The sequence below is a fragment of the Klebsiella sp. HMSC09D12 genome (genome assembly GCF_001808475.1).
GTDB classification, from domain to species: Bacteria; Pseudomonadota; Gammaproteobacteria; order Enterobacterales; family Enterobacteriaceae; genus Klebsiella; species Klebsiella oxytoca.
Genome location: NZ_KV793503.1, coordinates 163,893 through 187,912, shown reverse-complemented (window position 1 = coordinate 187,912; position 24,020 = coordinate 163,893). Strand labels below are relative to the sequence as shown.

Annotated in this window: 25 protein-coding genes; 6 read left to right on the top strand and 19 right to left on the bottom strand. The window is 56.6% G+C overall.

Translation table 11 applies throughout. The features are described 5' to 3' along the window. Positions 1-33: 33 nt before the first annotated feature. Genes HMPREF3178_RS32050 through HMPREF3178_RS23365 form a run of 3 tightly spaced genes read right to left on the bottom strand, consistent with a single transcriptional unit; the run spans position 34 to position 1,355 of the window. Positions 34-462 carry a fimbrial biogenesis chaperone gene (locus HMPREF3178_RS32050; RefSeq protein WP_262351464.1) on the bottom strand — a complete coding sequence of 143 codons (429 nt, stop codon included), beginning with the start codon at positions 460-462 and terminating at the stop codon, positions 34-36. A gap of 19 nt (positions 463-481) precedes the next feature. Beyond that, on the bottom strand, positions 482-748 hold the full coding sequence (locus HMPREF3178_RS32045; RefSeq protein ID WP_262351465.1) for a fimbrial biogenesis chaperone: 267 nt from the start codon (positions 746-748) through the stop codon (positions 482-484). 55 nt (positions 749-803) lie between these two features. Beyond that, positions 804-1,355, bottom strand: a complete 552-nt coding sequence (locus HMPREF3178_RS23365) for a fimbrial protein (protein ID WP_017145815.1) — start codon at positions 1,353-1,355, stop codon at positions 804-806. Between the two features lie 716 nt (positions 1,356-2,071). Here HMPREF3178_RS23365 and HMPREF3178_RS23360 point away from each other — a divergent pair. Beyond that, positions 2,072-2,461: a VOC family protein gene (locus HMPREF3178_RS23360; protein WP_017145813.1), complete on the top strand. Its 390-nt coding sequence runs from the start codon at positions 2,072-2,074 to the stop codon at positions 2,459-2,461. Between the two features lie 3 nt (positions 2,462-2,464). Here HMPREF3178_RS23360 and HMPREF3178_RS23355 read toward each other — a convergent pair whose 3' ends face one another. Both HMPREF3178_RS23355 and HMPREF3178_RS23350 read right to left on the bottom strand, forming a co-directional pair. After that, entirely contained in the window at positions 2,465-2,683 is a 219-nt protein-coding gene (locus HMPREF3178_RS23355) for a DUF7661 family protein (protein ID WP_004113236.1), read from the bottom strand. A gap of 57 nt (positions 2,684-2,740) precedes the next feature. Next, positions 2,741-3,187, bottom strand: a complete 447-nt coding sequence (locus tag HMPREF3178_RS23350; RefSeq protein WP_004102284.1) for a VOC family protein — start codon at positions 3,185-3,187, stop codon at positions 2,741-2,743. Between the two features lie 195 nt (positions 3,188-3,382). Here HMPREF3178_RS23350 and HMPREF3178_RS23345 point away from each other — a divergent pair, with 195 nt between their 5' ends. After that, the gene (locus tag HMPREF3178_RS23345; RefSeq protein WP_004102286.1) at positions 3,383-4,573 is read left to right on the top strand and encodes an MFS transporter; all 1,191 of its coding nucleotides are present in this window, start codon (positions 3,383-3,385) and stop codon (positions 4,571-4,573) included. Positions 4,574-4,766: 193 nt separating this feature from the next. Next, entirely contained in the window at positions 4,767-5,057 is a 291-nt protein-coding gene (locus HMPREF3178_RS23340; RefSeq protein WP_026055937.1) for a hypothetical protein, read from the top strand. Between the two features lie 35 nt (positions 5,058-5,092). Here HMPREF3178_RS23340 and HMPREF3178_RS23335 read toward each other — a convergent pair whose 3' ends face one another. From HMPREF3178_RS23335 to HMPREF3178_RS23310, 6 genes are all read right to left on the bottom strand, one after another. Then, positions 5,093-8,146, bottom strand: coding sequence for an efflux RND transporter permease subunit (locus HMPREF3178_RS23335; protein ID WP_017145812.1), 3,054 nt, complete (start codon positions 8,144-8,146; stop codon positions 5,093-5,095). Beyond that, positions 8,143-9,612, bottom strand: a complete 1,470-nt coding sequence (locus HMPREF3178_RS23330; RefSeq protein ID WP_004102291.1) for an efflux RND transporter periplasmic adaptor subunit — start codon at positions 9,610-9,612, stop codon at positions 8,143-8,145. Before HMPREF3178_RS23330 ends, HMPREF3178_RS23335 begins: the two co-directional genes overlap by 4 nt. Then, entirely contained in the window at positions 9,612-10,859 is a 1,248-nt protein-coding gene (locus HMPREF3178_RS23325; protein ID WP_004102293.1) for a TolC family protein, read from the bottom strand. Before HMPREF3178_RS23325 ends, HMPREF3178_RS23330 begins: the two co-directional genes overlap by 1 nt. Before the next feature lie 13 nt (positions 10,860-10,872). Continuing rightward, on the bottom strand, positions 10,873-11,241 hold the full coding sequence (locus HMPREF3178_RS23320) for a copper-binding protein (protein ID WP_004102295.1): 369 nt from the start codon (positions 11,239-11,241) through the stop codon (positions 10,873-10,875). A gap of 73 nt (positions 11,242-11,314) precedes the next feature. Next, entirely contained in the window at positions 11,315-11,734 is a 420-nt protein-coding gene (locus HMPREF3178_RS23315; RefSeq protein WP_017145811.1) for a hypothetical protein, read from the bottom strand. A 234-nt stretch (positions 11,735-11,968) separates the two neighbouring features. After that, positions 11,969-12,775: an MBL fold metallo-hydrolase gene (locus tag HMPREF3178_RS23310; RefSeq protein ID WP_016808762.1), complete on the bottom strand. Its 807-nt coding sequence runs from the start codon at positions 12,773-12,775 to the stop codon at positions 11,969-11,971. A 183-nt stretch (positions 12,776-12,958) separates the two neighbouring features. Between HMPREF3178_RS23310 and tam the strand changes: the two genes are divergently transcribed. Then, on the top strand, positions 12,959-13,711 hold the full coding sequence (tam, locus tag HMPREF3178_RS23305; protein ID WP_004102301.1) for a trans-aconitate 2-methyltransferase: 753 nt from the start codon (positions 12,959-12,961) through the stop codon (positions 13,709-13,711). Between the two features lie 249 nt (positions 13,712-13,960). On the opposite strand, the gene HMPREF3178_RS23300 is transcribed toward tam, so the two are convergent. The 7 genes from HMPREF3178_RS23300 to sad all read right to left on the bottom strand — a co-directional run bounded on the left by HMPREF3178_RS23300 (position 13,961) and on the right by sad (position 21,498). Continuing rightward, complete coding sequence (locus HMPREF3178_RS23300) at positions 13,961-14,401, bottom strand: GNAT family N-acetyltransferase (RefSeq protein ID WP_004102305.1); 441 nt, start codon at positions 14,399-14,401, stop codon at positions 13,961-13,963. Between the two features lie 325 nt (positions 14,402-14,726). After that, a complete protein-coding gene (locus HMPREF3178_RS23295; protein ID WP_004102307.1) occupies positions 14,727-16,178 on the bottom strand; it encodes a tagaturonate reductase in 1,452 nt (483 codons plus the stop codon). A gap of 292 nt (positions 16,179-16,470) precedes the next feature. Continuing rightward, complete coding sequence (locus HMPREF3178_RS23290; RefSeq protein ID WP_017145810.1) at positions 16,471-16,998, bottom strand: GNAT family N-acetyltransferase; 528 nt, start codon at positions 16,996-16,998, stop codon at positions 16,471-16,473. 91 nt (positions 16,999-17,089) lie between these two features. Continuing rightward, the gene (locus HMPREF3178_RS23285) at positions 17,090-18,502 is read right to left on the bottom strand and encodes a GGDEF domain-containing protein (protein WP_004113265.1); all 1,413 of its coding nucleotides are present in this window, start codon (positions 18,500-18,502) and stop codon (positions 17,090-17,092) included. A 107-nt stretch (positions 18,503-18,609) separates the two neighbouring features. Beyond that, on the bottom strand, positions 18,610-18,984 hold the full coding sequence (locus HMPREF3178_RS23280) for a DUF4186 domain-containing protein (protein WP_004102313.1): 375 nt from the start codon (positions 18,982-18,984) through the stop codon (positions 18,610-18,612). Continuing rightward, on the bottom strand, positions 18,984-19,910 hold the full coding sequence (gene glsB / locus HMPREF3178_RS23275; RefSeq protein ID WP_004102315.1) for a glutaminase B: 927 nt from the start codon (positions 19,908-19,910) through the stop codon (positions 18,984-18,986). Before glsB ends, HMPREF3178_RS23280 begins: the two co-directional genes overlap by 1 nt. 202 nt (positions 19,911-20,112) lie before the next feature. Continuing rightward, the gene (gene sad / locus HMPREF3178_RS23270; RefSeq protein WP_016808767.1) at positions 20,113-21,498 is read right to left on the bottom strand and encodes a succinate-semialdehyde dehydrogenase; all 1,386 of its coding nucleotides are present in this window, start codon (positions 21,496-21,498) and stop codon (positions 20,113-20,115) included. 105 nt (positions 21,499-21,603) lie between these two features. Here sad and ptrR point away from each other — a divergent pair, with 105 nt between their 5' ends. After that, positions 21,604-22,482, top strand: coding sequence for a putrescine utilization regulator PtrR (gene ptrR / locus HMPREF3178_RS23265; protein ID WP_004102317.1), 879 nt, complete (start codon positions 21,604-21,606; stop codon positions 22,480-22,482). On the opposite strand, the gene HMPREF3178_RS23260 is transcribed toward ptrR, so the two are convergent. Then, a complete protein-coding gene (locus HMPREF3178_RS23260; protein ID WP_004113275.1) occupies positions 22,436-22,918 on the bottom strand; it encodes a GNAT family N-acetyltransferase in 483 nt (160 codons plus the stop codon). The genes ptrR and HMPREF3178_RS23260 overlap by 47 nt on opposite strands. 144 nt (positions 22,919-23,062) lie before the next feature. On the opposite strand from HMPREF3178_RS23260, the gene HMPREF3178_RS23255 reads away from it, so the two are divergent. Continuing rightward, complete coding sequence (locus tag HMPREF3178_RS23255; protein ID WP_004102319.1) at positions 23,063-24,007, top strand: L-lactate dehydrogenase; 945 nt, start codon at positions 23,063-23,065, stop codon at positions 24,005-24,007. The last annotated feature ends 13 nt before the right edge of the window (positions 24,008-24,020 follow it).

Genomic DNA, 24,020 nt, shown 5'->3' with positions numbered 1-24,020 from the left:
TGACTTCTCCAGGACAGACAGATAGCGAGTGGACTACTTAACGGTAAAATTCTGCGAACGAATGGCGCCGTAATCATCAATCCATTCAGCCTGTACCTGGCTTCCTCGTGAGGCCTTCACGTGGGGAAAAACACGATCGCTGAACGGGTCCACCATATCCACATCCGCAGTTTTTCCTGCCACGGTGAGGGTGGCGAGGGAAATAAAATAGGGCGTTGGATTGATGGCTTTCAGCCCCTGTTCCGTGGCGGCCCAGCTCAGCGCCTGCGGCGCTCTCGCTGCGCCCTCTTTCAGCGAAGCGGGACGCCAGAAGAATTTAATTCGTGAACGCACCGCCAGCTGCAGATAGTTTTCATTTTTGATCTCGCTACCGGGGCGCCCGGGGATTTCCAGCACGTTGAGCCAGTACAGGGATTCACGATCCTGCGGCAGCGCTGAGGTTGTCAGGCTGCTAATGCGCAAGGCCTGGGCCTTGCCAGAGTCAAGACGATTGATCGGCGGCGTCAGAATAAAGGGGGGTGGTGATAGTATCAGGTGTAGCCTCACTATCGCCGGTATCCAGCCAGCTTTGCACCAATACCGGACGCTGCCCATTATTACTAACCTGAACGGTAATTTCTTTTTCATCGCCGGGATAGATAACCCGTGTACCATTAATTACCACGCCAGCCTGAACCGGAAAAGTACACAGCGCACTCATCAGACAACTCAGCGCAGCAGGCAAGAAAATAGTTTTCCTTACATCCATGTGATGTCTCCAGAAATTAATTGGGAAGAGAAAGTGTTCTCTCCCCGCAGAAGCATTACTTATAGATGAGGCTATAGGTCACCTGGGAAGCGACAGTACCGGCTACGACGGCGCCTTCAGCGTAATACTCAACATAGTACGGAAGTGAAGCCATACCGGAAGATATATCAACATAACCAATAGCTGCGGAATCAAATTGTGCAGCATCGCCAACATTAATAACGCTATTGTTCTGACCATCGCGTAATTGTAGAGAAACATTCTCTGCACCGGACGTCTCTGTATTTATCAGACGTCCGGTCGCGTTATTTACTGTATTACCACCTTCAAAGAAGGCTTTCGCCTGAGTTAATGCACCGGTACAACCGCTCAATTCAAGACTGAAACGAGTTTTACCATTTGTTTTAGTCGCGCCATCAAGTGTATTCGCGCTGACGGTTGGCAGCACTACGGCCGCGTTTGCGCCTGCACCACCGATGTTGACATCACAGGTGGCACCGGTAATCAGGCCGCTGAAACTCACGGTACCGGTCTCAGCCGCCATAACACTGCCAGACATTAATGCAGAAGAAATTGCAGCGGAAAGAATTACGCGTTTAATGTTCATAAATAAACTCCATTTATTAATAATGTGGGGTATTAATAGGGCAGCAAGCCCACACAACACTTTCAGGACATCTCCCGAGGAAATATAAAATATTTATATATCTCACCATGACCGACGGGGTAAATGTACGGTGTTAACTTACACGCCATACAAATTTCAAAAAAAAGTTTAATTTCATCTTCTAATGAAATATCGCGGTAAATAATTTTTTTAGCGCAAATGAGATTAACTAATTATTTGTACTGCCGGTGAAATACGTGCAAAACGATACCTACATCGAAACCAACGATCAATACAAAATATTTAATTGCTATCGCTTATCAATAAATATTAAATCGATCGCTGAAACCGATCCATTCAGCAACAGCAGCGATATATCCATATGATTTACATGGATATGCTTTTTTTATTTTTTTCAAAAGCGCCCTTGCTTATCTTTCGAAATATCGCGTCGCATGAGAAAAATCCTAGAAAACGCCAGACCCTCGTTTAAGATGTGTTTAAGTTAAGGACAAAAAATGCCGCAATTATTTAATTAGCCACAATAATAATTAGCACACTTTTTATATTGGCTATCGCTAATTGGCACAGTAAGAGCCATCAAATGGCTGGCCGTCTGAGGGATGACGTTTATGCAAAAGAAAGCTCTCCACGACAAACGATCGGCGTAAAAACGGATACAGTCACCCGACCACCTTTTATTAATACAGGTTCTTATGACTCTTAACGCTATGCGCATCGCCCGGCCGGTCACCGACCTTTCTTTGAGCAGCAGCATGTACTGCACGGGCCTTGGGCTGGAGCAGATCGCGCAGTTTGCCGATCACGCTGGCTTCAGCGGTGTCATGATCGGACGCGGCGATCTCGGCTGGCATCTTGAGTTCACCCTCTGCCACCATCACCCGGTGAAGCCCTCCCCGAGCGAGGAAGATTTGCTGGTGCTCTATTATCCACACACCGCCGAATGGCAGGAACGGTGCGAGAGAATGCTGACCGCCGGCTTTACACCGGTCAGCGCGTTTAATCCGTACTGGAATGTGCACGGCAAAACCTTTGTCGACCGCGACGGTTACCGGGTGGTGCTGCAAAACAGAAGCTGGCGGTAGCCGCTACTCCATCAGCCGGACGTCAGGATGGCGCGGGCTTGCGGCTTCATGAAAAATATCGCCCAGCCAGCCGGGAATTTCTGCTTCCGTAAGGTCATCCGGGATGATGACCCCATGCAGCGGCGAATATTTCCGTTCGTTGAGATCGACGCGGAAGAGTAACCATCGCCCGTCCCGACGCTGGACGCCAATGTGGCGTCCGAATACGTCATAAATCAACATTCCATCACCCTGCTGGTCGCCGAAGTTGATGGGCGGCTAATACATTCCATTTGGCTTTCATGCTTTGCCCTCGCGCAGCCACGGGGTTACGGTAATCCCTGCCAGCAGCCCTTCCGGGCTCAGCAACCGCGTGACGGTCTGTCCCCAGGGCTCCACGCGATTATCCACCAGCAGACGATAGCCTCTGGCCTTCAGCGCGTCGGTGGCGGTATCGATATCGCGCACTTCAAACTCCACCCACGCCTGCGGCACCGGCAGATAGTCCGGCCAGAGATCCGAGTCAAAACAGGAGCGCGCCGCCTGAGCCAGCGGCCACAGCGCAAAATGTTTTACCCCATCGAGGGCATGCTGTTCGGTCAGCAAATACTCTTCATTGCCGGGCATCGGTTTGAGCGGCAGGCCCAGCGCCGCCACATAAAATTCCCTGCTGGCTGGCGTTGATTGGGTGATCGGTCCAAAGCCCGCGACAAAAAGAACATCCATACCGTCTAAATCGTATTCCATACCCTCTCCTGTCAATATCCATGATGCGTTAACAAATTTTATACTCTGCTGCGCACGACTTGCCCAGATTGCTCTTCTCTCATTACTATTTTTAGTGAGTTTGCCTGAATCATTGAAAAAGCGCATGGTCTGCTCGTCGCGCCCGACGACGCTGCGCTATGCTTAGTCTCCCTTTGGTTTCCAGTACTTAGCGTTATGGCCACATCCGTCAGCACCACCCAGCTTAATCTGCGTATTATTTCTATCGTTGTCTTTACCTGTATCTGCTATCTCTCCATCGGTTTGCCGCTCGCCGTGCTGCCCGGCTATATCCATTATCAGCTTGGCTATAGCACCTTTATCGCCGGCGTGGTTATCAGCCTCCAGTACATTTCAACCTTGCTCAGCCGCCCGCATGCGGGCCGCTATACCGATATCTGGGGGCCGAAAAAAGTCGTCAGCCTGGGGATTATTTGCTGTCTGCTCAGCGGGCTCTTCACCCTGCTCGCGGTCTTGCTGCAATCTGCGCCGCCGCTGGCGGTTGCCGCGCTGTTGGTGGGGCGAATTTTCCTCGGCGTCGGGGAAAGCTTCACTGCCACCGGCGCGACCCTGTGGGGGATCAAAACCGTGGGCGCGATCCACACGTCGCGCGTGATCTCCTGGAACGGCGTGGCAACCTACGTGGCGATGGCGGTTGGCGCCCCGCTGGGCGTCATGCTCAACGGCTATTTTGGCATCAGCGGATTTGCCGCCGTTGTGGTGCTGGCTGCGGCGGTTGGCCTGCTCTATGCCCGTACGCGCCAGGACGTCAGCGTGTCGGCGGGAATCCGGGCGCCGTTTCACGTGGTGGTACGCAAAATCTGGCCCTATGGGATGGGGCTGGCGCTGGGTACCGTCGGTTTTGGGGTTATCGCGACCTTTATTACCCTCTACTTTTCGGCTCATGGCTGGCAAGGCGCGGCGTTTACCCTGTCGCTATTCAGCATCGGTTTTATCTGCATTCGCCTGATTTTAGGTAACACCATTACCCGCTACGGCGGCGTGCCGGTATCGTTAATCTGTTTTGCGATCGAATGTCTCGGCCTGCTGATCATCTGGTATGCCTCCTCGGCATGGATAGCGGGTATTGGCGCCTTTCTCACCGGCTCGGGCTTTTCGCTGATCTTCCCGGCGCTTGGCGTGGAAGCGGTAAAACAGGTTGAAGAGCAGAATCAGGGCACCGCGCTGGGCACCTATTCGGCTTTTCTCGATCTGGCGCTGGGATTAACCGGACCGCTAGCCGGCTGGGTGGCAGGCTACTACGAGCTGGAGACTATTTATTTGTTGGCCGCAGCGGTGGTCGCGCTGGCATTTATCCTGGTTTTGCGCATTTACCTGCAACAACGCGCTGCTCTGCCGCGAACCTGAGGAATACTCTTCGCGCGACCCCTGACGCAAATATGGGTAAAAAAATAATCAATATTTGACTGCAATTCGGCTTCCGTGCCACCATCGCCCCGGCGCCTGGCAAGCGGCGCGATGGTGGCACGGGTGAATATCAGAGACCGCATGTTTAAGGTCCATGCCCGGCCGCAACCTGATTCTGGCGGGAATAAAAGACATGCACCAAAGTTTTAATCAGCGCGTTCATTTCTATTACTGCATTCTGGTGGCGCTGAAAATACACGCAAAATCGAAGAAATCGGGCGGTATCCGCGGGAAAAATAATTTCCTGCTCAAGTGGCTACGCAAAGCGCAGGACAACAATATCTTTCACCCGGATATTACCAGTGAGATCGAATGGCTGCGGGGCAAAATCATTCAGGCCGGCTACGATACCGACCTCGAGCCGATGCTGGACTTTGTCTACGCCACCGCCAAACGCGCGTCCGATCTCAAAAACGCCGACTGATTCACGCCCGAGCCGCCTGGCCCGGGCGTTGCACTTTAGGGTTTGTTGCGGTGCGTCAGAAGATAGACCGCCGGGATCACCAGCATCGACAGCAGCGGCGCGGTGATCATCCCGCCGATCATCGGCGCGGCAATACGCTGCATCACTTCTGAACCTGTACCGCCACCCCACATAATCGGCAGCAGCCCGGCCATAATCGTCGCGACGGTCATTACTTTCGGGCGCACGCGCAGCACGGCTCCTTCGTGTATCGCTTCGTTGAGCGTCCGGTCATTAAGCTCACCGCGCCGCTTCGCGAGCGCCTGGTTTAAATAGAGCACCATAATTACCCCGAACTCCGCGGCCACGCCGGCAAGCGCAATAAAGCCAACGGCGGCGGCCACCGACAGGTTATAGCCCAGCAGCCAGAGCAACCAGACGCCGCCGATCAGCGAAAACGGCAACGTGCCCATAATCAACAGCGCATCTTTAACGCGACCGAAGGTGACGTAAAGCAGGATAAAGATAATCATCAGAGTAAACGGCAGCACGATTTTGAGCTTCGCGGTAGCGCGTTCCAGATACTCGTACTGCCCGGACCACGTCAGCGAGATGCCATCCGGCAGCCTGACCTGTTTGCTGACCTCGCGCTGCATTTCATCAACCGCGGATTTCAGATCGCGCCCGCGAATGTCGACGTAGATCCAGTCCGACAGACGGGCGTTTTCGCTTTTTAGCATCGGCGGGCCATCGGTGATAGCAATATCCGCCAGCTCGGCGAGCGTCACCTGCGCCCCGCTGCTGGTTACCACCGGCAGATCGCGCAGCTTCTGCAGCGAGTCGCGCATTTCGCGCGGATAGCGCACGTTTATCGGATAGCGTTCACGCCCCTCGATAGTCTCGCCAATGTTATCGCCGCCCACCACGCTGGCGACGACCGATTGCAGCTCCTTCACCGACACGCCGTAGCGGGCGGCTTTCAGCCGATCGATAGCGATATCGATATAGCGACCGCCGTCAAGGCGCTCCGCCAGCGCCGAGGTCACCCCCGGGACATGACGCACGATGCGCTCAATCTCCTCAGCGGTTTTTTCGATCTCCGCCAGATTGTTGCCGTTCACTTTGATGCCGACCGGGCTTTTAATGCCGGTCGCCAGCATATCCAGGCGATTGCGAATCGGCGGTACCCAGACGTTGGCGATGCCCGGCACTTTTACCGCACTGTCCAGTTCGCCGATCAGCTTATCCATGGTCATACCGGGCCGCCATTCGCTTTTCGGCTTGAACTGAATGGTGGTTTCCAGCATGGTCAGCGGCGCCGGATCGGTGGCGCTCTCCGCCCGACCGGCCTTGCCGAACACGCTTTGTACTTCAGGAATCGTCTTGATCAGACGGTCGGTCTGCTGCAGCAGGCGGGCGGCTTCGCGGCTGGAGATCCCCGGCAGCGTGGATGGCATATACAGCAGGTCGCCCTCGTCGATTTGCGGCAGGAATTCGCTGCCGAGCTGCGCCAGCGGCCATAGCGTGGCGACCAGCAGCAGGCCCGCCGCCGCCAGCGTTGCCTTCGGCCACTGCAAGACCTTATCCAGCAGCGGCTCATAGGCGCGTATCAGCCAGCGGTTGAGCGGATTAGCGGCCTCATCAGGGATTTTGCCGCGAATAAAGTAGCCCATCAGCACCGGAACCAGGGTGATCCCAAGCCCGGCGGCCACCGCCATCGACCAGGTTTTGGTGAAAGCCAACGGCGAGAACATCTTGCCCTCCTGCGCCTCGAGGGTGAATACCGGAATAAACGACAGGGTAATGATCAGCAGGCTGCAAAACAGCGCGGGCCCCACCTCCGATGCCGCATGTAGGGCAATTTGCCAGTAGTCGGCGGAAGACGGCTGGCGCTCAGGATGCTCATACCGCCACTGCTCCAGCACCTTATGCATATTTTCAATCATTACGATTGCCGCATCGACCATGGCTCCGATGGCGATCGCAATTCCGCCAAGCGACATCATATTGGCGCTGACGCCCTGATAGTGCATCACGATAAATGCGCCGAGGATCCCCAGCGGCAGCGTGATCATCGCCACCAGCGCGCTGCGGAAATGGAACAGAAACAGCGAGCAGACCACCGCCACAACGATAAACTCTTCGATAAGCTTGTGGGTCAGGGTTTCGACTGAATTTTTAATCAGCTGCGAACGGTCATAAACCGGCACTATTTCTACCCCTGCGGGCAGGCTTTTTTGCACCTCAGCCAGTTTCGCCTTCACCGCATTAATGGTGGTCAGGGCATTTTTGCCCGAACGCATAATGATGATTCCCCCGGCCACTTCGCCTTCACCGTTGAGCTCGGCGACGCCGCGCCGGATCGCCGGCCCCCGGCGCACGCTGGCAACGTCGGACAGCAGCACCGGCACACCGTCACGCGCAGCGATAACGACCTGCTTAAAGTCGTCGATGGACTTCAGATAGCCGGTGGTGCGCACCATATATTCAGCTTCACCCAGTTCCAGTACCGAGCCGCCGCCCTCCTGGTTGGCGCTCTGAATCGCGCTGATAACCTGTTCGTGGGTAACGTTCAGGGCCCGCAGGCGGTCAGGATTAAGGATCACCTGATACTCTTTGACCATTCCGCCGACGCTGGCGACCTCCGATACGTCCGGCACGGTTTTCAGTTCATATTTCAGGATCCAGTCCTGAATCGCTCGCAAATCCCCGAGGCTATGCTGACCGCTTTTATCGGTAAGCACATATTCAAACACCCAGCCAACGCCGGTAGCATCCGGCCCCAGCGAAGCTTTCGCTTCCGGCGGCAGGCTGCTCTGGATCTGGCTCAGGTACTCCAGCACGCGGGAGCTGGAAAAACCGCGCACGGTTTTCGCCCCCGGCACCGACAGCATGGTGGTGGTCAGCGGATAGGTCACCTGATCTTCGACAATTTGCGGCGCTTTTCCCGGATAGCTTACGCGAATAATCACCTGGGTATCGGAGAGATCCGGTAGCGCATCCAGCGGCGCCTGCTGTATCGACCAGACGCCCCAGGCGGCCATAATCAGCGACGCCAGCAGTACCAGCAGACGGTTGCGTAACGACCAGCGGATAACGGCGGCAATCATGGCTGCTCCTTAGCGCCGTTCATCGGCATCATCGAGGTGACTCGCGCTCCATCGTCGGTCAGGACGAAGCTAAACATAACCGACTCGCCGGGGCGCATCTGTCCCTGCTGCTGCGGCGTAATGGCAAAATCCATGATCATCGCCGGCCACTTCAGCGCCGGCACCGGCTGGTGGGCGATGGTCACCGCCCCATCGGTTACAGCTTTGATGACCCCTTGCGTGGTATAGCTTTTTTCCTGCGGATCCTCCCCGGCCATTTGCGGCAGCGCGCTGCGCAGGCTCGCTTCGGAGTCAATCAGGAACTGTCCGGAGGTGACCACCTTCTGGCCCTCTTTGAGGCCGGATTTTATCTCGACCAGACCATTTTGCGTGCGCCCGACGATCGCTTCGACCGGACGAAAATGCCCCTCGCCATCGGCAATTAACACCCGATTGCTGCTACCCGTGGCAATCAATGCCTCTTCAGGGATGGTCAGAACGGCGCGCGCCTGATGCGCCTCGGCCAGCTGAACGTTCAGGTACATACCGGGTTTGAGCTGATGCTGCGGATTGTTCAAAACTACCCGGGCCTTTAAGGTGCGGGTGGTCGCTTCCAGATCGGGAAGTAGCTCGCGCACGGAGCCCTGAAAAACGCTCCCGGGCCAACTGCCGGTGGTCGCCGTCACCCGGCTACCCACGCGCAGCAGGCTGGCCTGGCTTTGCGGATAATCAATCACGACCCATACCGGGTCGAGGCGGGCCAGCTCGAACAGCGGCTGGGCTGGGGTGACCTGCGCGCCGGTGCGCACATCCAGCTTGCTGACATAACCATCGTGCGGCGCGCGTACCGTCATCCGGGTTTGCGGTTTCCCGCTGCGCTCAACGCTGTGGATAATCGCTTCCGGCATAAACTGCAGCTGCAGACGATCGCGAGCGGCGGCGGTCAGCCCGCTGTCGCCCAGCCGCCTCACCGCCAGATACTCCTGCTGCGCCGCCGCCCACTGCGGGATCCACAGTTCGGCCAGCGCCTCGTTCTTTTTCACAAACTGCTGAGAGGCGTTAACGTAGAGTTTCTCAATCAAGCCGTTGGCCAGCGCCGGCACCGTCTCGACGCCGCGTTCGTCCACGGCGACGGTAGCAAAAGCGTTAAGCTCCGGCGCCAGTGGCTGACGGGAAACGCTCGCCGTGCGTACGCCAAGATTTTGCTGCTGGCGGGTGCTAATCTTCACCCCTCCCGCATCATCGTCAGCCTCTTCATCGGCATAACGCGGAACCAGGTCCATATCCATAAACGGCGATTTGCCCGGTTTATCAAAACGGGTACCGGGGGTCATCGGGTCGTACCAGTAGAGCACTTTGCGTCCCGCAGCCGTTTCGGTTCCGCCCGGAGTGACAGTCGAGGCGTTCCGCGATCCCAGCCAGTATCCGCCCGCGGCGGCAAGAGCGACGGCCAGCGCCACAAGGGTAAAAGCAGTTTTCAGCTTCATTATTTAACATCCTGTGGAATAAGGTAGCGAACGGCGGCCCACGCGTCAGCGAGCGCTTTCTCGGCGTTGTTGCTGGCGATTTCCCCGTTCAGCAGGTCGCGACGGGCGGCGAGCAGTTCAGGCAGCGCGGAGCTGCCGCCCCGATACTGGGCATTGACGAGACTCACCTTCTTGCGCAGCAGCGGCAGGACCTCGCTTTGCTGGCGATCGTAAATGGCTTTCGCGGCGTTATACTGCGCGATCAGCTGATACTGCTGCGCCTGATGCTCGCGCATCAATAAGGTCAACCGATCGTTGGCTTCATAGGTTCGGGAGACATCCGCAGCGTGGTCTTTATCCTGACGTTTACCCTGAAAAACCGGCAAATCGACGGTAAACATAACGCCGACCATGTCGTCATAGTCATCTCCGCGTCTGGCGTAATACACCTCAACGCCTACGTCGGGGATCGCCGCCACTTCCGACTGCCCGGATTTTGCTTTAGCCAGATCAGCCTCACGCGCGGCCTGAATCACTTCTGGATGAAGTTTTATCCCCTCAATTAAGGTCGCTTCATCGGCAGGCAGGCGCTCAATGCGCGGCAGCGGGCCGGAAATAACGCGGATATCCTTACCGGTTAGCTGCATCAGACGCGCCTGAGCGATCTGCACATCGCGCCGGGCGTTATCTTGCTCATTTTTCATAGCATTGAGCGCCAGTTCGACGTCGAGCACGCTGCCGGGGGTAGCGCTGGCGCTGCTGACGGCCGCCTTATGCACGCCAATTTGCCGGGAGGTTTCGCTAATCAGCGCCTGTACCGAGCGCAGCGACTTCTGCGCTACCGCCAACGCCAGCCACGCCTGAGCGGTTTCCCGCTGTAGCCTGGCGCGGATAACATCGGCGTTGGCGGCGGTTCGTCGCGCGTCGGCGGTTATCGAGTCGGCTTTGCGCTCGCGCTTGGTGCTGCTGACGTAGTCCTGCATTACGCCAATCCGCTGCATGGTCATGCCCTCGCGGGTCAGGCGGCTGGCGTTACTTCCCCCCAACGGGACGTTTTCAAGACCAAACTTAAGCTTCGGATCGGGAAGCTCCATGGCGGAATCCGCCATATTCTTCAAAGCGTTAACCTGATGATCGTTGGCGGAGAGCTCGGCAGAGTAGCTTTCCGCCGCCGACAGGGCCTCAGAGAGCGTCGTCGCCCAGCCGCTGGTGGACGTCAGCGACAGCAAGAGCGGCAGCCCGCAGGCCGCCTTAGTTAAGATGTGCATAATGACTCCGGAATTATTGCGCGATAATCGAAACGAGCGCGTAGCCGGAGTCGGTCTGGCGGAAGGTGAAATCGACCTGCTGTCCCACCGGCAGCTTTTTATCTTGATGTCCATCGAGCGCAAAGCTCATCGTCATCGCCGGCCAGTTCAGCCCGGGAACCGGAGAATGGGCAATCACCACTGCATCTTCGCGCCAGGCTTTAATCACCCCGCTTGCCGAATAAAGCGCGGCGGTATTCTCGGGCTTATTCATCCCCGGCATTTCCGCCATCGCGGACATATTATGCTGATGCATCGCGCCATCTTCCGCGCTGGCGGAAAATGCGGTGAAAGAAAAGGTCAGAACGCTGGTAAAAAGCAGAAAAATAGAGGTCGAACGCATAATTAATACTCCGAAAAAAACATAAAGTCGCCCGCAGAACGGGCAGTTCTGATGGATGTTTTTTAACGGAGCTTTATTCTCTGAAACGGCAGAAACGTATTTCAGCCGTCGGACCGGTGACGGGCGGCGTGTGCCAGTCCATACGTTCAGCGCAAATCTCCTGCTGCGGCGAAACCACCAGCAGGGTGGTTTCGGCGGGCAATGCATTCAGCTGTAGAGAGGTGGAGGTATTAGGTTGCGCAGTGTCGGGGTCGCAGTGTTTCTCACAGATGACTTTCTGCCCGACGTTATCCATGCCGGACATGGTCATCATGCCATCAACGATGTGATGAATTTGCACCTGCGGCGTGACCGGCTGCTGCTGGCCGCCGTGGTGCGCCGCGACGGCAAGCTGTAGATTGAGTAGCAACCAACAGGCAATAACAAGCCCGGCGCGGATGCGAAGCCGGCGTCGGGTGGCTTGTTTGAATAATGCCTGTAGTGACTGAATCATAGTAATATTCGCAATAGGACGACCGCTGAATTAAAGCACACCCGCCCAAAGAATTAAACGCTATTACATAATTAAAACCGCGAGTTAAATAGAATGAAGTTTCTCGATAAATATTTACACGTCATCGCAAAATTAACGTTTGACCTTCCCCCAGGGGGAAGGTGTATAGCGCGGCGTCGATGTATTTAATAAATAGCCAAAGTGTTATTTATATGTAATCAGCAGCCGTACACGTCATCCCTGATCCAGTACTAACGTATCGCCGGTCGCCGGGGCACTATCCGCCGATAACCACCAGCGTCCCCACGAACCGGTACAATGGCAGGCCATCACTTTCTCCACCTTCTGCTGGTGCAAAAATTGCTTTATCTGGCGTATTCTCCACGGCGGCGCGCGGCGCAGATGAAGTCCGCCGATGATGGCGTATATCTGCTGGACGCCGGTAACCTTCTGACAGTGGCGAAGGGTATTGATCAAGCCGCGATGTCCGCAGCCGCAAATAATGATTAAGCCTCGCGTCGAGCGGTAAATCAGTACGCCCTCATCGGCAATATAATCCTCCGCTGGGGATAGCCCCGCCAGCACGCCATAAGCTCGCGGCCTGGCAACCGCGATCTCACCTGACCACATCAGCCGCTCGCTGATAGCCAACGGCTGGCGACTGTATTCCATGCGGTGGCGGGAATAGTCGATCTCTCGCGACAGCTTTTTGACCTTTACGCGATGCCCGCCGATCGATAACGCCGAATAGCGCGTTTGCCCGACCTGCGGATGGCAAATAATACGGCTATTGTCCGGCAGCCACGGCACGCCGCCGCAGTGGTCATAATGACCGTGAGAAAGTACCGTGGCGGTCAGGTTAGATAAAGAAACCCCCATGCGCTGCGCATTATGCAAAAAGCTGCCGTCAGGGCCGGTATCAAACAGAACCCGGCAGGTTTCATCCTCAACAACAAGGCTTAGCCCAGGTTTCACCTGCAACAGTTTATCCTTGTCCTTACCAAGCCGGTTCTCAAGTAACATCTTAATGATTAAAGCCATTTCATACCCATTGACCAGAGAATTGCGCGCATACTCTAGCCTGTTGTCTACAGGAGTACCGTGACCCGCCCGGCACATGTAGAAGTGACAACGTCACAATATGACTCAGCCGAACTTGCTGCTTTGCCAGATGCACATTGCCGTCTATGCTGTTGGACGAGTTTCTCGCAACCGGAGCGTACTATGGCAGACTGGAATCCCTCACTCTATTTGCAATTTGGCGCTGAGCGAACGCGGCCTGCCGCCGAGCTTCTTGCGCGCATTGCCCATCATCCCGTGACGCTGGCCGTTGATTTAGGCTGCGGGCCAGGCAACAGCACCGCTCTGCTGCAAGATGCCTGGCCGGACGCGACGATTATCGGCATTGATAATTCCCCGGCAATGCTGGAAGAGGCCTCACAAAGGTTGCCGAACTGTGGGTTCGTTGATGCGGATATTGCCGCTTATCGCCCGGAGCGTCCGGCGGATCTGATATACGCCAATGCTTCGCTGCAATGGCTCCCGGATCATCAGCGGCTGTTCCCTTTTCTGGTGAGCAATCTTGCAGAAAACGGCGTACTGGCGGTGCAGATGCCCGTTAACTGGCAGGAGCCGTCCCATACCCTGATGCGTCAGGTTGCAGAAGAGCTTGGGCACCCGGCCAGCGGACGGCATCCGCTGCCAGAGGTACAGGAGTATTATGATATGCTCACTGCCTGCGGCTGCGAGGTGGATATCTGGCGCACCACCTACTATCACCCGCTGGCATCGCATCAGGCCATTATCGAATGGCTGCAGTCAACGGGCCTGAGACCATTTTTACAGCCACTTGATGAGCCACAGCGCGAAGCGTTTCTCAAGCGCTATCTGGAAGAGTTGAAGCGGCACTATCCGTTACAGTGTAACGGAAAGGTATTGTTATTATTTCCGCGCCTGTTTATCGTCGCGCGCCGTTAGCCCGGCGGCTGAAAGTAAAGGAATAAAGGGAGTCAGAACGAGAATACTACGGCGTCAGGAGCAGGCGCCGTAGGGTCTGATTTACCAGGCAAGGTGATGAACCAGGGAGAGATCCCACGCGGTGGCCAACAGCGAAAGAAACATGATTAAATTCACCACCGTTTCTATGCGTTTTTCCATATTTGTTTCTCCTGAGCCGTTTCCCCTGTTTTACAGGGAAAAGCTTAACAACTTCTTAATCTCAGATTGTCAGAGCGTCACGCGGTAACGAACATAGTCATCGGCTGGCGTGAATTCATCATACAGACGCCGTGCCGGATTGTCGGTGCGAGTGTGCCAGTACAGGCGCGACCACCCTTTCTCTTTTCCTTCCGTTTGCAGCGCCTGTATTAAGGTTCTGGCGATGCCTTGCCCGCGCATCTGCGGGGCGACAAACAGATCTTCCAGATAGCAAATGGGCGTCTTAACCCATGTTCCTTCGTGGAGGATACAAATCGCAAAGCCCACCACATTGCCATCCACCACCGCGAAACGACCCAGCATCGGCGAAGCGGCATCGAGCATCCGCTGCCAGGTGTATTCTGTGACCTCCGTTGGCTGCGGGCTACCGTAGAAACGGGTATAACCCTGCCAAAGCGATAACCACTGTGCTTTATCCTGCCGATCGGGTTCGCGAATCTCAATGACCATGGGCCGACTCCTCGTTTTGATAAGGCATTATTTTCCGGTGCAATAATTAGTTCAAGCGCCCGGCACACAATTCATCTTTTTCTCTTAATTGCCCCACCTTTGTTGCCGGACCCATTTTGCACGATCTGCCAGACCTGCGTGAAAGAAAAAACTAAAAGTATGTTGTAACTAATTAAGATTCAAAAATAACCCGGCGGTGGCCGGGTTGAAATTAATGCTAATTCTGCTCAGGCGTTGCGCCCGGATGACGAGCGGACGGCGGCTGGCAGCTTATCTGGCCGATAATCCGTCCTTATCTGCTCGTCGGGCGGCGCCCTGCGCTATATCAGCACAGCGGCTGAACGGCGGCGCGCATGCCGTCGCGCAGAATCGCATCCAGATCCTGCGTCACCTGCTCGACCAGGCCTGAAACTTTGCTCAGGTCCTGCTCCCAGTGGGATTCAACGGACAGTACGGCTTTTACCAGCTCGCCGGTGGTGATTTGCGCATCCCGATGCTGGGCCCATAGCGCCTTGTAGCGCTCCATCCATTCAGCATCATCCTGAACCGGATAGCTCTCACCGTTACGTTCGCCGCGATAAAACGCGATCAGCGCTGCCAGTGCGAAGGTCAGGCGCGACGGGAGCTTGCCCTCTTTCTTCTGCGCCGCCAACAGCTGCGGCAGAATGCGGGTGCGGTATTTGGTCATGCCATTAAGCGCGATAGACAACAGCTGATGCTTAATATACGGGTTGCGGAAACGGCCAGTGACCGCACTGGCGAAAGACTCCAGCTCATCGCGCGGCAGGTCGAGAACAGGAATGATCTCCTGGTAAATCGCTTTCTCAACGAAAGCGCAGATTTCCTTATCGTTCATCGCCTCGCCCACGGTATCGAGACCCGCCTGGAAGGCGACCGGCACCAGCGCGGTGTGCGCGCCGTTAAGAATCGCCACTTTACGCTCTTTATACGGCTTAATATCGTCCACGATCAGGACGTTAAGCGGCAGCTTATCCAGACGCAGCTCTGCGGCCAGGGACTTCGGCCCCTGAATAACAAACAGGTAGAAATGTTCAGCGGTATCGAGGAAACCGTCTTTATACCCCAGCTGTTCTTCAATCTGCGCGGCTTCATCACGCGGATAGCCGGTCACGATACGGTCTACGAGCGTAGAACAGAAGGCGTTCGCCTCATCCAGCCAGGTGATAAACGCTTCCGGCAGCGCCCACTCCTGGGCATAGCGCAGCACCAGTTCACGCAGCGCCTCGCCGTTGTAATCAATCAGCTCGCAGGGAATGATCACCCAACCTTTATCCGCCGCGCCGGAGAAGTGGCTGTAGCGTTCAAACAGCAGGCGAGTCAATTTTGCCGGATAGCTTACCGCTGGCGCATCGTCAAAGCGGTCGCCGGCGTGGTAGCTGATCCCGGCCTCAGTGGTATTGGAAAACACAAAGCGCATATCCGGATTATGCGCCAGACGCAGCAGCTCCTCATAATCGGCATAGGCGCTGATTTCACGATTTACCGATCGAATCAGACGCGCATCGCTCACCGCTTCGCCCTTCTCATTCAGGCCGCGAACAATCGTGGTATAGAGGCCGTCCTGGATGCTGAGAGACGGCGGGAATGCGCTCTCAATCGGACGCACGATCACCACGCCGGAATTCAGGTCGGTATGCTCGTTCAGCAGATCGATCTGCCAGTCGATAAACGCGCGCAGGAAGTTGCCTTCGCCAAACTGAATGATACGTTCAGGGTACTGCGCGCCCGGGAAATCGCGACGGTTTAGTGTTTTCACAATGGGTTCCCTCATAGAGTAGTCATACAACCTGAGTAATTGGTCCAATAAGTTATCAGGTTTTTAGCCAGGTGAAACCCCGTTTTGATCAAAGCTGTATGCAATATCAAATTTGTCGCCGAAATATTTCTCTCTGCACGACAAAACGGTGAACCGTTTGCACAGCGTTTAATCGGGCAATAGTCGGAGCGAAGACATGGCCGGGTAACGCGGCGAGGGAGACAAGCCCCGGCGGCTTATCAACTCAGCTGCCGGGGCGTGTGAATGAGGCAGGTTGCAGTCTATGATGAGATTACAAAAGTTTATAGAACAGCGATGTCGCCGTCAGTTCGCCGTCCGGCATCAGCGCATAGCGGGGAATTTCCCCGGCCTTTTCCCAACCGCATTGCACGTAAAAATTCTCGGCTCCGCTGCCGGTCGCCGTATCCAGCACCAGAACGCTCTTGCCCTGCTCGCGCGCGATCGCTTCCAGCCTGGCCATCAGCGCATTCGCCAGACCCAGGCGACGCGCATTTTGGTGAACCAGAAGTTTAGCGACATCGGCGCGATGCGGTTGGTTTTCCGGCTGGTCGAGAATGAGCTGCACCGTGCCGACGAGCCGCTGCTGCTCATCCGCCGCGGCGATGACGACCCGCTCCCCGGCTGCCACGCTCTGCGCCATTCGCAGCCAGAACGCCGTCGCGGTTTCAGAGGCGAAAGGCAGCATAAAGCTCACTGAGGCCCCGCCGTTGACGCAGCTGACGAGGATATCGGTTAATTCAGAAAGATGTTCGAGAATATCGTCACGCGAAAGCGTGCGCAGAGAAAAGGATGTGGTCATCGGTAACTCCTTGAAATTGACCACATCACTATATTTTTTAACTTATATTTAACACAAGTAAATCTATCATCGTATTTTCTTATCGTAGGATTCAGGCCATCTTTTGCGTAAAAATACGATTGCGCCCGGCATTTTTCGCCTGAATCATATAATCGTCGGCAGCCATCAGCAGCTGGTTGAACAGATCCGTAATTCTGGCGGCGCCAAGCGGCTGGCTCTCGAGCCCCATGCTGATAGTCAGCTGGATTTTGCTCTGTCCCCAGGTGAAAGTTTGCGCTTCAATGCCCTGGCGAATTTTTTCTGCCAGCAGCCGCGCTTCCTGACCGGATGAGGTCAGCGCTGCGACGGCAAACTCTTCCCCGCCGATACGCGCGACCATGCCCTCTTCTCCCACCAGCTGCCGCACCTGCTGCGCAAACTGGGCCAGCATACAGTCGCCGCATTCATGTCCCCAGCGATCGTTGACCTGCTTGAAGCCGTCGATATCCAGCACCATCACCGTTAGCAGCGTATTTTCCGCGATCGGCTGGCGCTTCAGCGCTTCGCTTAACCCAGAGCGGGAATAGACCCGAGTCTGGAAGTCAAAGTCGGCACGCAGGGCCAGCTGTTTGACCAGATTATTAATCGCCTCAACGCTGGAAGCGACGATAACAGGGCTTATCAGCATCGCAGCGATCCCCAGACGCGTCGAAAACAGCTGCCACGGCTGCATCCGGCTATCGGGTGAAAGGTGGATAAGCGAGTTCGCCACCAGCAGAATTTCGCTAATGCCGGTAATAAAGGTCAGCAGACAGGTCAGCGGCAGCGGGTAGCGAATAGCGCACCAGATCAGCGCCGGTAACGGGAAGGTGATGCTCCCGGCGCCGCCAACCGCTACGCCGAGCACAATCGACAGCACCAGCGCAATCGCCGGCAGCAGCTGGCGCAGGCGAAAACGCCCGAACGCCGAAGGGAGCGTGAGGGTCAAGATAAACGGCAGGATCAGCACGGCGGTTGAGAACTGTTCGCTAAACCAGTCCGCCAGCTGCGGGATAAACGTTGCGCGCTCGACATCTACCGACCCCAACGCGCCCACGGCGGCGCAGAGCAGCGCCGCCAGCAGGCAGTAGCAAAACAGGCTAAGCGCGTTAATCGGTCCCGGCATCGAGTCCGTCCGGCGCTTGTCCCATAAAATGAGCTGCGCCAGAGTGACAATAAAAACGAGATTGGAGAAGTTGATCAGGAAGGAGGCGAAGCCCATCCCCCAGCGCGAGGTTAAACCGTCATATACCAGCATGGCGGCAAAACAGATGGCGTAAAAATAACTGCGATTTAGCCAGATATAACGCGCAAAAATCCCCGCCATTACCGCATTCAGCGGCCAGAAAAACGACAGTTCTTGTACCAGACGCAGCATCGCGCCAAAGAAATGCAGGAGTAGCGTTAAAGTGAACAACACCAGCGCATCACGCACGGGTTGTTCCTCACGAAACAGCGTGAATGACCGAATCGACAGTGGAGACATTCATGATTATCCGTCTAATTGTTTCAGGCAATTATTATGTTAATAATTAGTTAGCGGTTCATCATATCATGAGAATAATTATCAGGCATATACCGACGCCCGATGAATTATGCTCTGCCGCGGTCCGGCGAGTTCATCTGGATCACCAGCCAGTGGTGAATCACCTGCACCACGTAGCGCTGTTCTGCCTCGCTGAGGCCCCGCCCCCGAGGGATAGCGTGCCACTTTTCCAGGCAGCCGCGACAGCAGGTCGCGGTGGCGTGCTGGGCGATGAATACCGGGTGTCCGCGCATCGGAGTCTGTTTGCCATCGTTAGGAATTTGCGCCGGAGCCAGGCGCCTGGCGATAAAATCCGCCGCGTGCTGGTCGATAACTTCCGCCCCCTTATCATAGCAATACTGCCGTTCCTTTACGCCGAGGCGAAAGCGGGAGCGAAAAGTGGAGCGCTGCAGGCGGGCGAACAGATTTTCTATGGGCACCATCAGAATACCGACCTCCCCAGTTTTTGCGTCAGTTTTTCCAGTAAAGCGATCCCGGCCAGCGAGTTCCCGGCGTCATCGAGCTCGGGGCTCCAGACCGCAATCGCCATCTCCTGCGGAACGATGGCCACAATCCCGCCGCCGACGCCGGATTTCGCCGGTAAACCGACGCGCCAGGCAAACTCACCGGCGTTCTGGTACATGCCGCTGGTCATCATCAAAGCGTTGACCTGCCGCGACTGAATGGGGGCGATAACCGGCGTCGCAAGATGCGGGGCGATACCCCGGTCGGCAAGGAACAGAAAGGTACGCGCCAGCTCTACGCAGCTCATCTCCAGCGAACAGTAGTGAAAATAGTTTTGCAGTACCGTGGCAACATCGTTGTGAAAGTTGCCGAAGGATTTCATTAGCCAGGCAATGGCGGCATTACGCGCCGAATGATCGAACTCCGAGCGGGCGACCACCGGATCGTAGGCAATATCGCTCACCCCGCTCAGGCGCCGCACGATTTCCAGCATCCGCTGACGGGGCGCGCTAAGACGGCTTTGCAGCATATCGCAGACCACCAGCGCCCCGGCGTTAATAAACGGGTTACGCGGTTTGCCTTGCTCAATTTCCAGCTGCAACAGCGAATTAAAAGGCTGGCCGGAGGGATCTTTACCCACCCGCTGCCAGATCTCCTCTTCCTGATAGTGGTTCATCGCCACCACCAGACTGAGGACTTTGGAGATAGATTGAATCGAGAAACGCTCGTGGGCGTCACCGGCGCTGCAGTGCTGACCGTCCACCGTACAGATTGCCACGCCGAGCTTATCGCCGCTGACCCTGGCCAGGGCAGGAATATAGTCCGCCACTTTACCGCGGCCAATCAGCGGCCTGACTTCAGCCAGAATGGCATCGAGCATTGCGTTATTAATTACCGTCGCCACGCGCGGCTCCTTGCCAACATCAAAATTCGGGCGGTAATTATAGGCGCAGCTGGCGCGAAGAAACAGCCTCTTTGTTGCTCCTGCATCGCCAGGGTGAAGGGTCGCTCGTCAGCGGGGCCTGTCAGGGCGACCAAACCGGCAAATCGCACGAATCGGTAGCCCGGGTCAAGCGTGAGCCGCAACCCGGGGATTTTTCCGCAGTCTAGCGGCGATCTCTCCAGACGGTCTGTACGTTGCAGAATTCATGCAGACCAAAATGGGAGAGCTCGCGGCCAAATCCGCTTTTCTTCACGCCGCCGAACGCCACGCGGGCATCGCTGGCGCAGTAGCCGTTAATAAACACGCCGCCGCACTCCAGCTCATCGGCAAAGCGTTGGGCCTGTGCTTCGCTGGTGGTATATACCGTTGCAGAAAGGCCAAACTCGCTATCGTTCGCCAGCGCCAGCGCGTGGTCGGCATCGCGAGCTTCGGTAATTGTCGCCACCGGGCCAAACAGCTCCTGGCGGAAGCCGGTCATCTCAGCGGTGACGTTGCCCAGCACCGTCGGCGCATAGTAGTTGCCCGCGCCGGCGATTTTTTCTGCGCCCAGCAGCAGGGTCGCTCCTTCTTTTAAGGTCGCGCGCACCTGCTCATGCAGCTCATCGCGCAGATCGAAACGCGCCATCGGCCCGATGTAGTTCTGTTCATCGCGCGGATCGCCCATTTTGAGCGCGGCGACGGCGGCGACAAATTTCTGCGTAAAGGCCTCGGCAATGCCCGCCTCGACGATAAAACGCTTCGCCGCGGCGCAGACCTGCCCGGTGTTCTGGTAGCGGCCGATCACCGCCGCCTTCACCGCCTCGTCGAGGTCGGCATCGTTGAGCACGATAAACGGATCCGAACCGCCCAGCTCCAGGACGCATTTTTTCAACGCCGCGCCGGCCTGCGCGCCAATCGCCTTCCCGGCCCGCACGCTGCCGGTAACGGTCACCGCGGCGATACGCGAATCGTTGATCATCTGCGAAACGCTATCGTTGGTGGCATTCACCCAGCCAAACACCCCGGCCGGAACGCCGGCTGCGGCAAAGATTTCACCGATCATCGCCGCGCTTCCCAGTACGTTTGGCGCATGCTTAAGCAGATAGCTGTTGCCCGCCAGCAGAATCGGTACCGCGCCGCGAAGCACCTGCCACACCGGGAAATTCCAGGGCATGATGGCGAGGATAGCGCCCATCGGCCGGTACTCAATGACCGCTTTATTATCTTCAACCAGCGTCGCTTCGGTTTTGAGCATCGCCGGTCCGTGCTCGGCATACCAGTCGCAGAGATTTGCCGATTTCGCGACCTCCCCGCGCGCCTGAGCGATCGGTTTTCCCATCTCCAGGCTAATCATTTGCGCCAGCGCTTCGCCGCGCGCGCGCATCGCGTTACCGACATGACGCAGCGCTGCCGCGCGTTCCGCAACGCTAACGTTGCGCCACTGACGATAAGCTTGTTCCGCAAGGGCAACGGCCGAATCGACTTCTTGCTCGCTCGCCCAGGGTAGAGACGATATGGTTTCACCTGTGGTCGGGTTCACGGAAACCGCATGAGTGGCAGATACATTCATCGTTAATCTCTCTGTGTTGATTGCGAAGTGACCTTATTCTGGCTTACCCTACCCTTCATTAAAAATGAATAATATTAAGCAACCTGTTCACAAAAGAAGAATGCCATGGACCTGACCCAGCTTGAAATGTTTAACGCCGTCGCCAGCACTGGCAGCATTACCCAGGCCGCGCAGAAGGTGCATCGCGTGCCGTCGAACCTGACCACGCGCATTCGCCAGCTGGAGGCGGATCTCGGCGTAGAGTTGTTTATTCGCGAAAACCAGCGTCTGCGCCTGTCGCCCGCCGGGCATAGCTTTTTACGCTATAGCCAGCAGATCCTCGCCCTGGTAGATGAGGCGAGAATGGTGGTCGCCGGAGATGAACCTCAGGGGCTGTTTTCCCTCGGCTCGCTGGAAAGTACCGCCGCCGTGCGCATTTCACCAACCCTGGCGCACTTTAATCAACGTTACCCCAAAATTCATCTGGCCCTCTCCACCGGCCCTTCCGGCACCATGATCGACGGCGTCCTGGAGGGAAACCTGAGCGCGGCGTTTGTTGACGGCCCGCTGGTGCATCCGGGGCTTGAGGGGTTACCGGTATTTCCCGAAGAGATGATGATCGTCGCGCCCTTCGGCCACCCGCCCATTGCGCGCGCCAGTGAAGTGAATGGCGCCAGCGTCTATGCGTTTCGCGCCAACTGCTCCTACCGCCGCCATTTTGAAAGCTGGTTTCATGCCGATCGCGCCACGCCGGGACGCATCCATGAAATGGAGTCCTACCACGGGATGCTGGCCTGCGTCATTGCTGGCGCCGGTCTGGCGCTGATCCCACGCAGTATGCTGGAGAGCATGCCGGGCCATCAGCAGGTTTCCGCCTGGCCGCTGGCGGAAGAGTGGCGCTGGCTGACCACCTGGCTGGTCTGGCGGCGGGGGGCGAAAACCCGTCAGCTCGACGCGTTTATAGCGCTGCTGAACGAAGATCGGCAAGCAGCATCTTCTCCATAAAGATGCTTAACGGATCCGGCTGATACGGCGCAAAGGCGCTGCGGGTCTGGTAGCCATTGCGCGTATATAACGCAACGGCGGCGTGCTGATGGATGCCCGTTTCCAGGCGCACGGTATGGCATTCGCGATTTATCGCCTCTTCCTCCAGCGCGGCCAGCAGTCGTTCTCCCAGCTGCTGCCCGCGATGGGCCGGGTGAATAAACACCCTTTTCATCTCGCCAACCCCCTCTTCGCCGAGCACGATCGCCCCGCAGCCGACGGCGTGGCGCTGCGTATCGCGAATAAGAAGCGCAATAACCGACTCCGCCGGTAGCGCGCTCAGGTCGATCAAATGGTTGCTCTCAGCCGGGTAGAGCGTCTGCTGATACGCGTCCAGTTCGGCAATTAAGGCCATCAGATCCGGGTGGTTTTGCGGGGTTGGGGTGATTGTGTACATAGAGAAGCTCCTTTTTGACCATACTGTAGCGCGGAGCGTCTCGCAGGCGGCCATAGCATTAACTTATCGCTTCACACCTCGCTTGCGCTTCCCCCTAAAGTGGCAGTAATTTTGCGTCATGACGACATTTATCAGGAACAAACCATGAATACCAAAGCGCGCAAGGTCATGATTATCGGGGCAGGCAACGTCGGCGCCTCTGCGGCCTATGCCCTGTTGAATCAAAATATTTGCGAGGAGTTAATCCTCGTGGACCTGAATAAAGCCCGCGCCGAAGCGCACGCCCAGGACCTGAGCGATGCGGCGGCCTACATGCCGGGGATGATGACGATTTCCTCGCGGGAAGCCAGCGACTGCGCCGATGTTGATATTGCGGTGCTCACCGTTTCCGGCGGCGCGCTCAAACCGGGCCAGACTCGACTGGACGAACTGACCAACACGGCGACAATTGTAAAAAGCCTCATTCCGCAAATGATGAGCGGCGGTTTCAACGGTATTTTTTTGATTGCCACCAACCCCTGCGACATCATCACCTGGCAGGTATGGCGGCTTTCAGGTCTGCCGCGCAGCCAGGTGCTGGGTACCGGCGTCTGGCTGGATACCACGCGCCTGCGCAGAGTGCTGGCTCAGGAGCTGGATATCGGCGCGCAGAGCATCGACGCCTTTATTCTCGGCGAGCATGGCGACACCCAGTTTCCGGTCTGGTCGCACTCAGCGGTTTACGGCGCCGCCATCGGCGATGTGTACCAAAAGCATACTGGTCAAATTCTCGACCGGGAGCGGATTGCGGAAAAGGTGCGCAGGCTGGGATTTGAAATTTACGCCGGTAAAGGCTGCACCGAATACGGCGTCGCCGGGACTATCGCCGAAATCTGCCGCCATATTTTCACCGGCAGCCATCGTGCGCTGGCGGTATCGTGCATTCTGGATGGCGAGTACGGCATCACCGGCGCGGCGGCAGGCGTACCCGCGGTGCTTACCCAAAGCGGCGTACAGCAGATCATTGAGCTGCAGCTGGCCGATGATGAAGCAGAGAAGTTCCGCCGCTCTGTGGAAGTGATTAAAGCCAATATCGCCCGCCTACCGTAACCCGCTTTCCCGG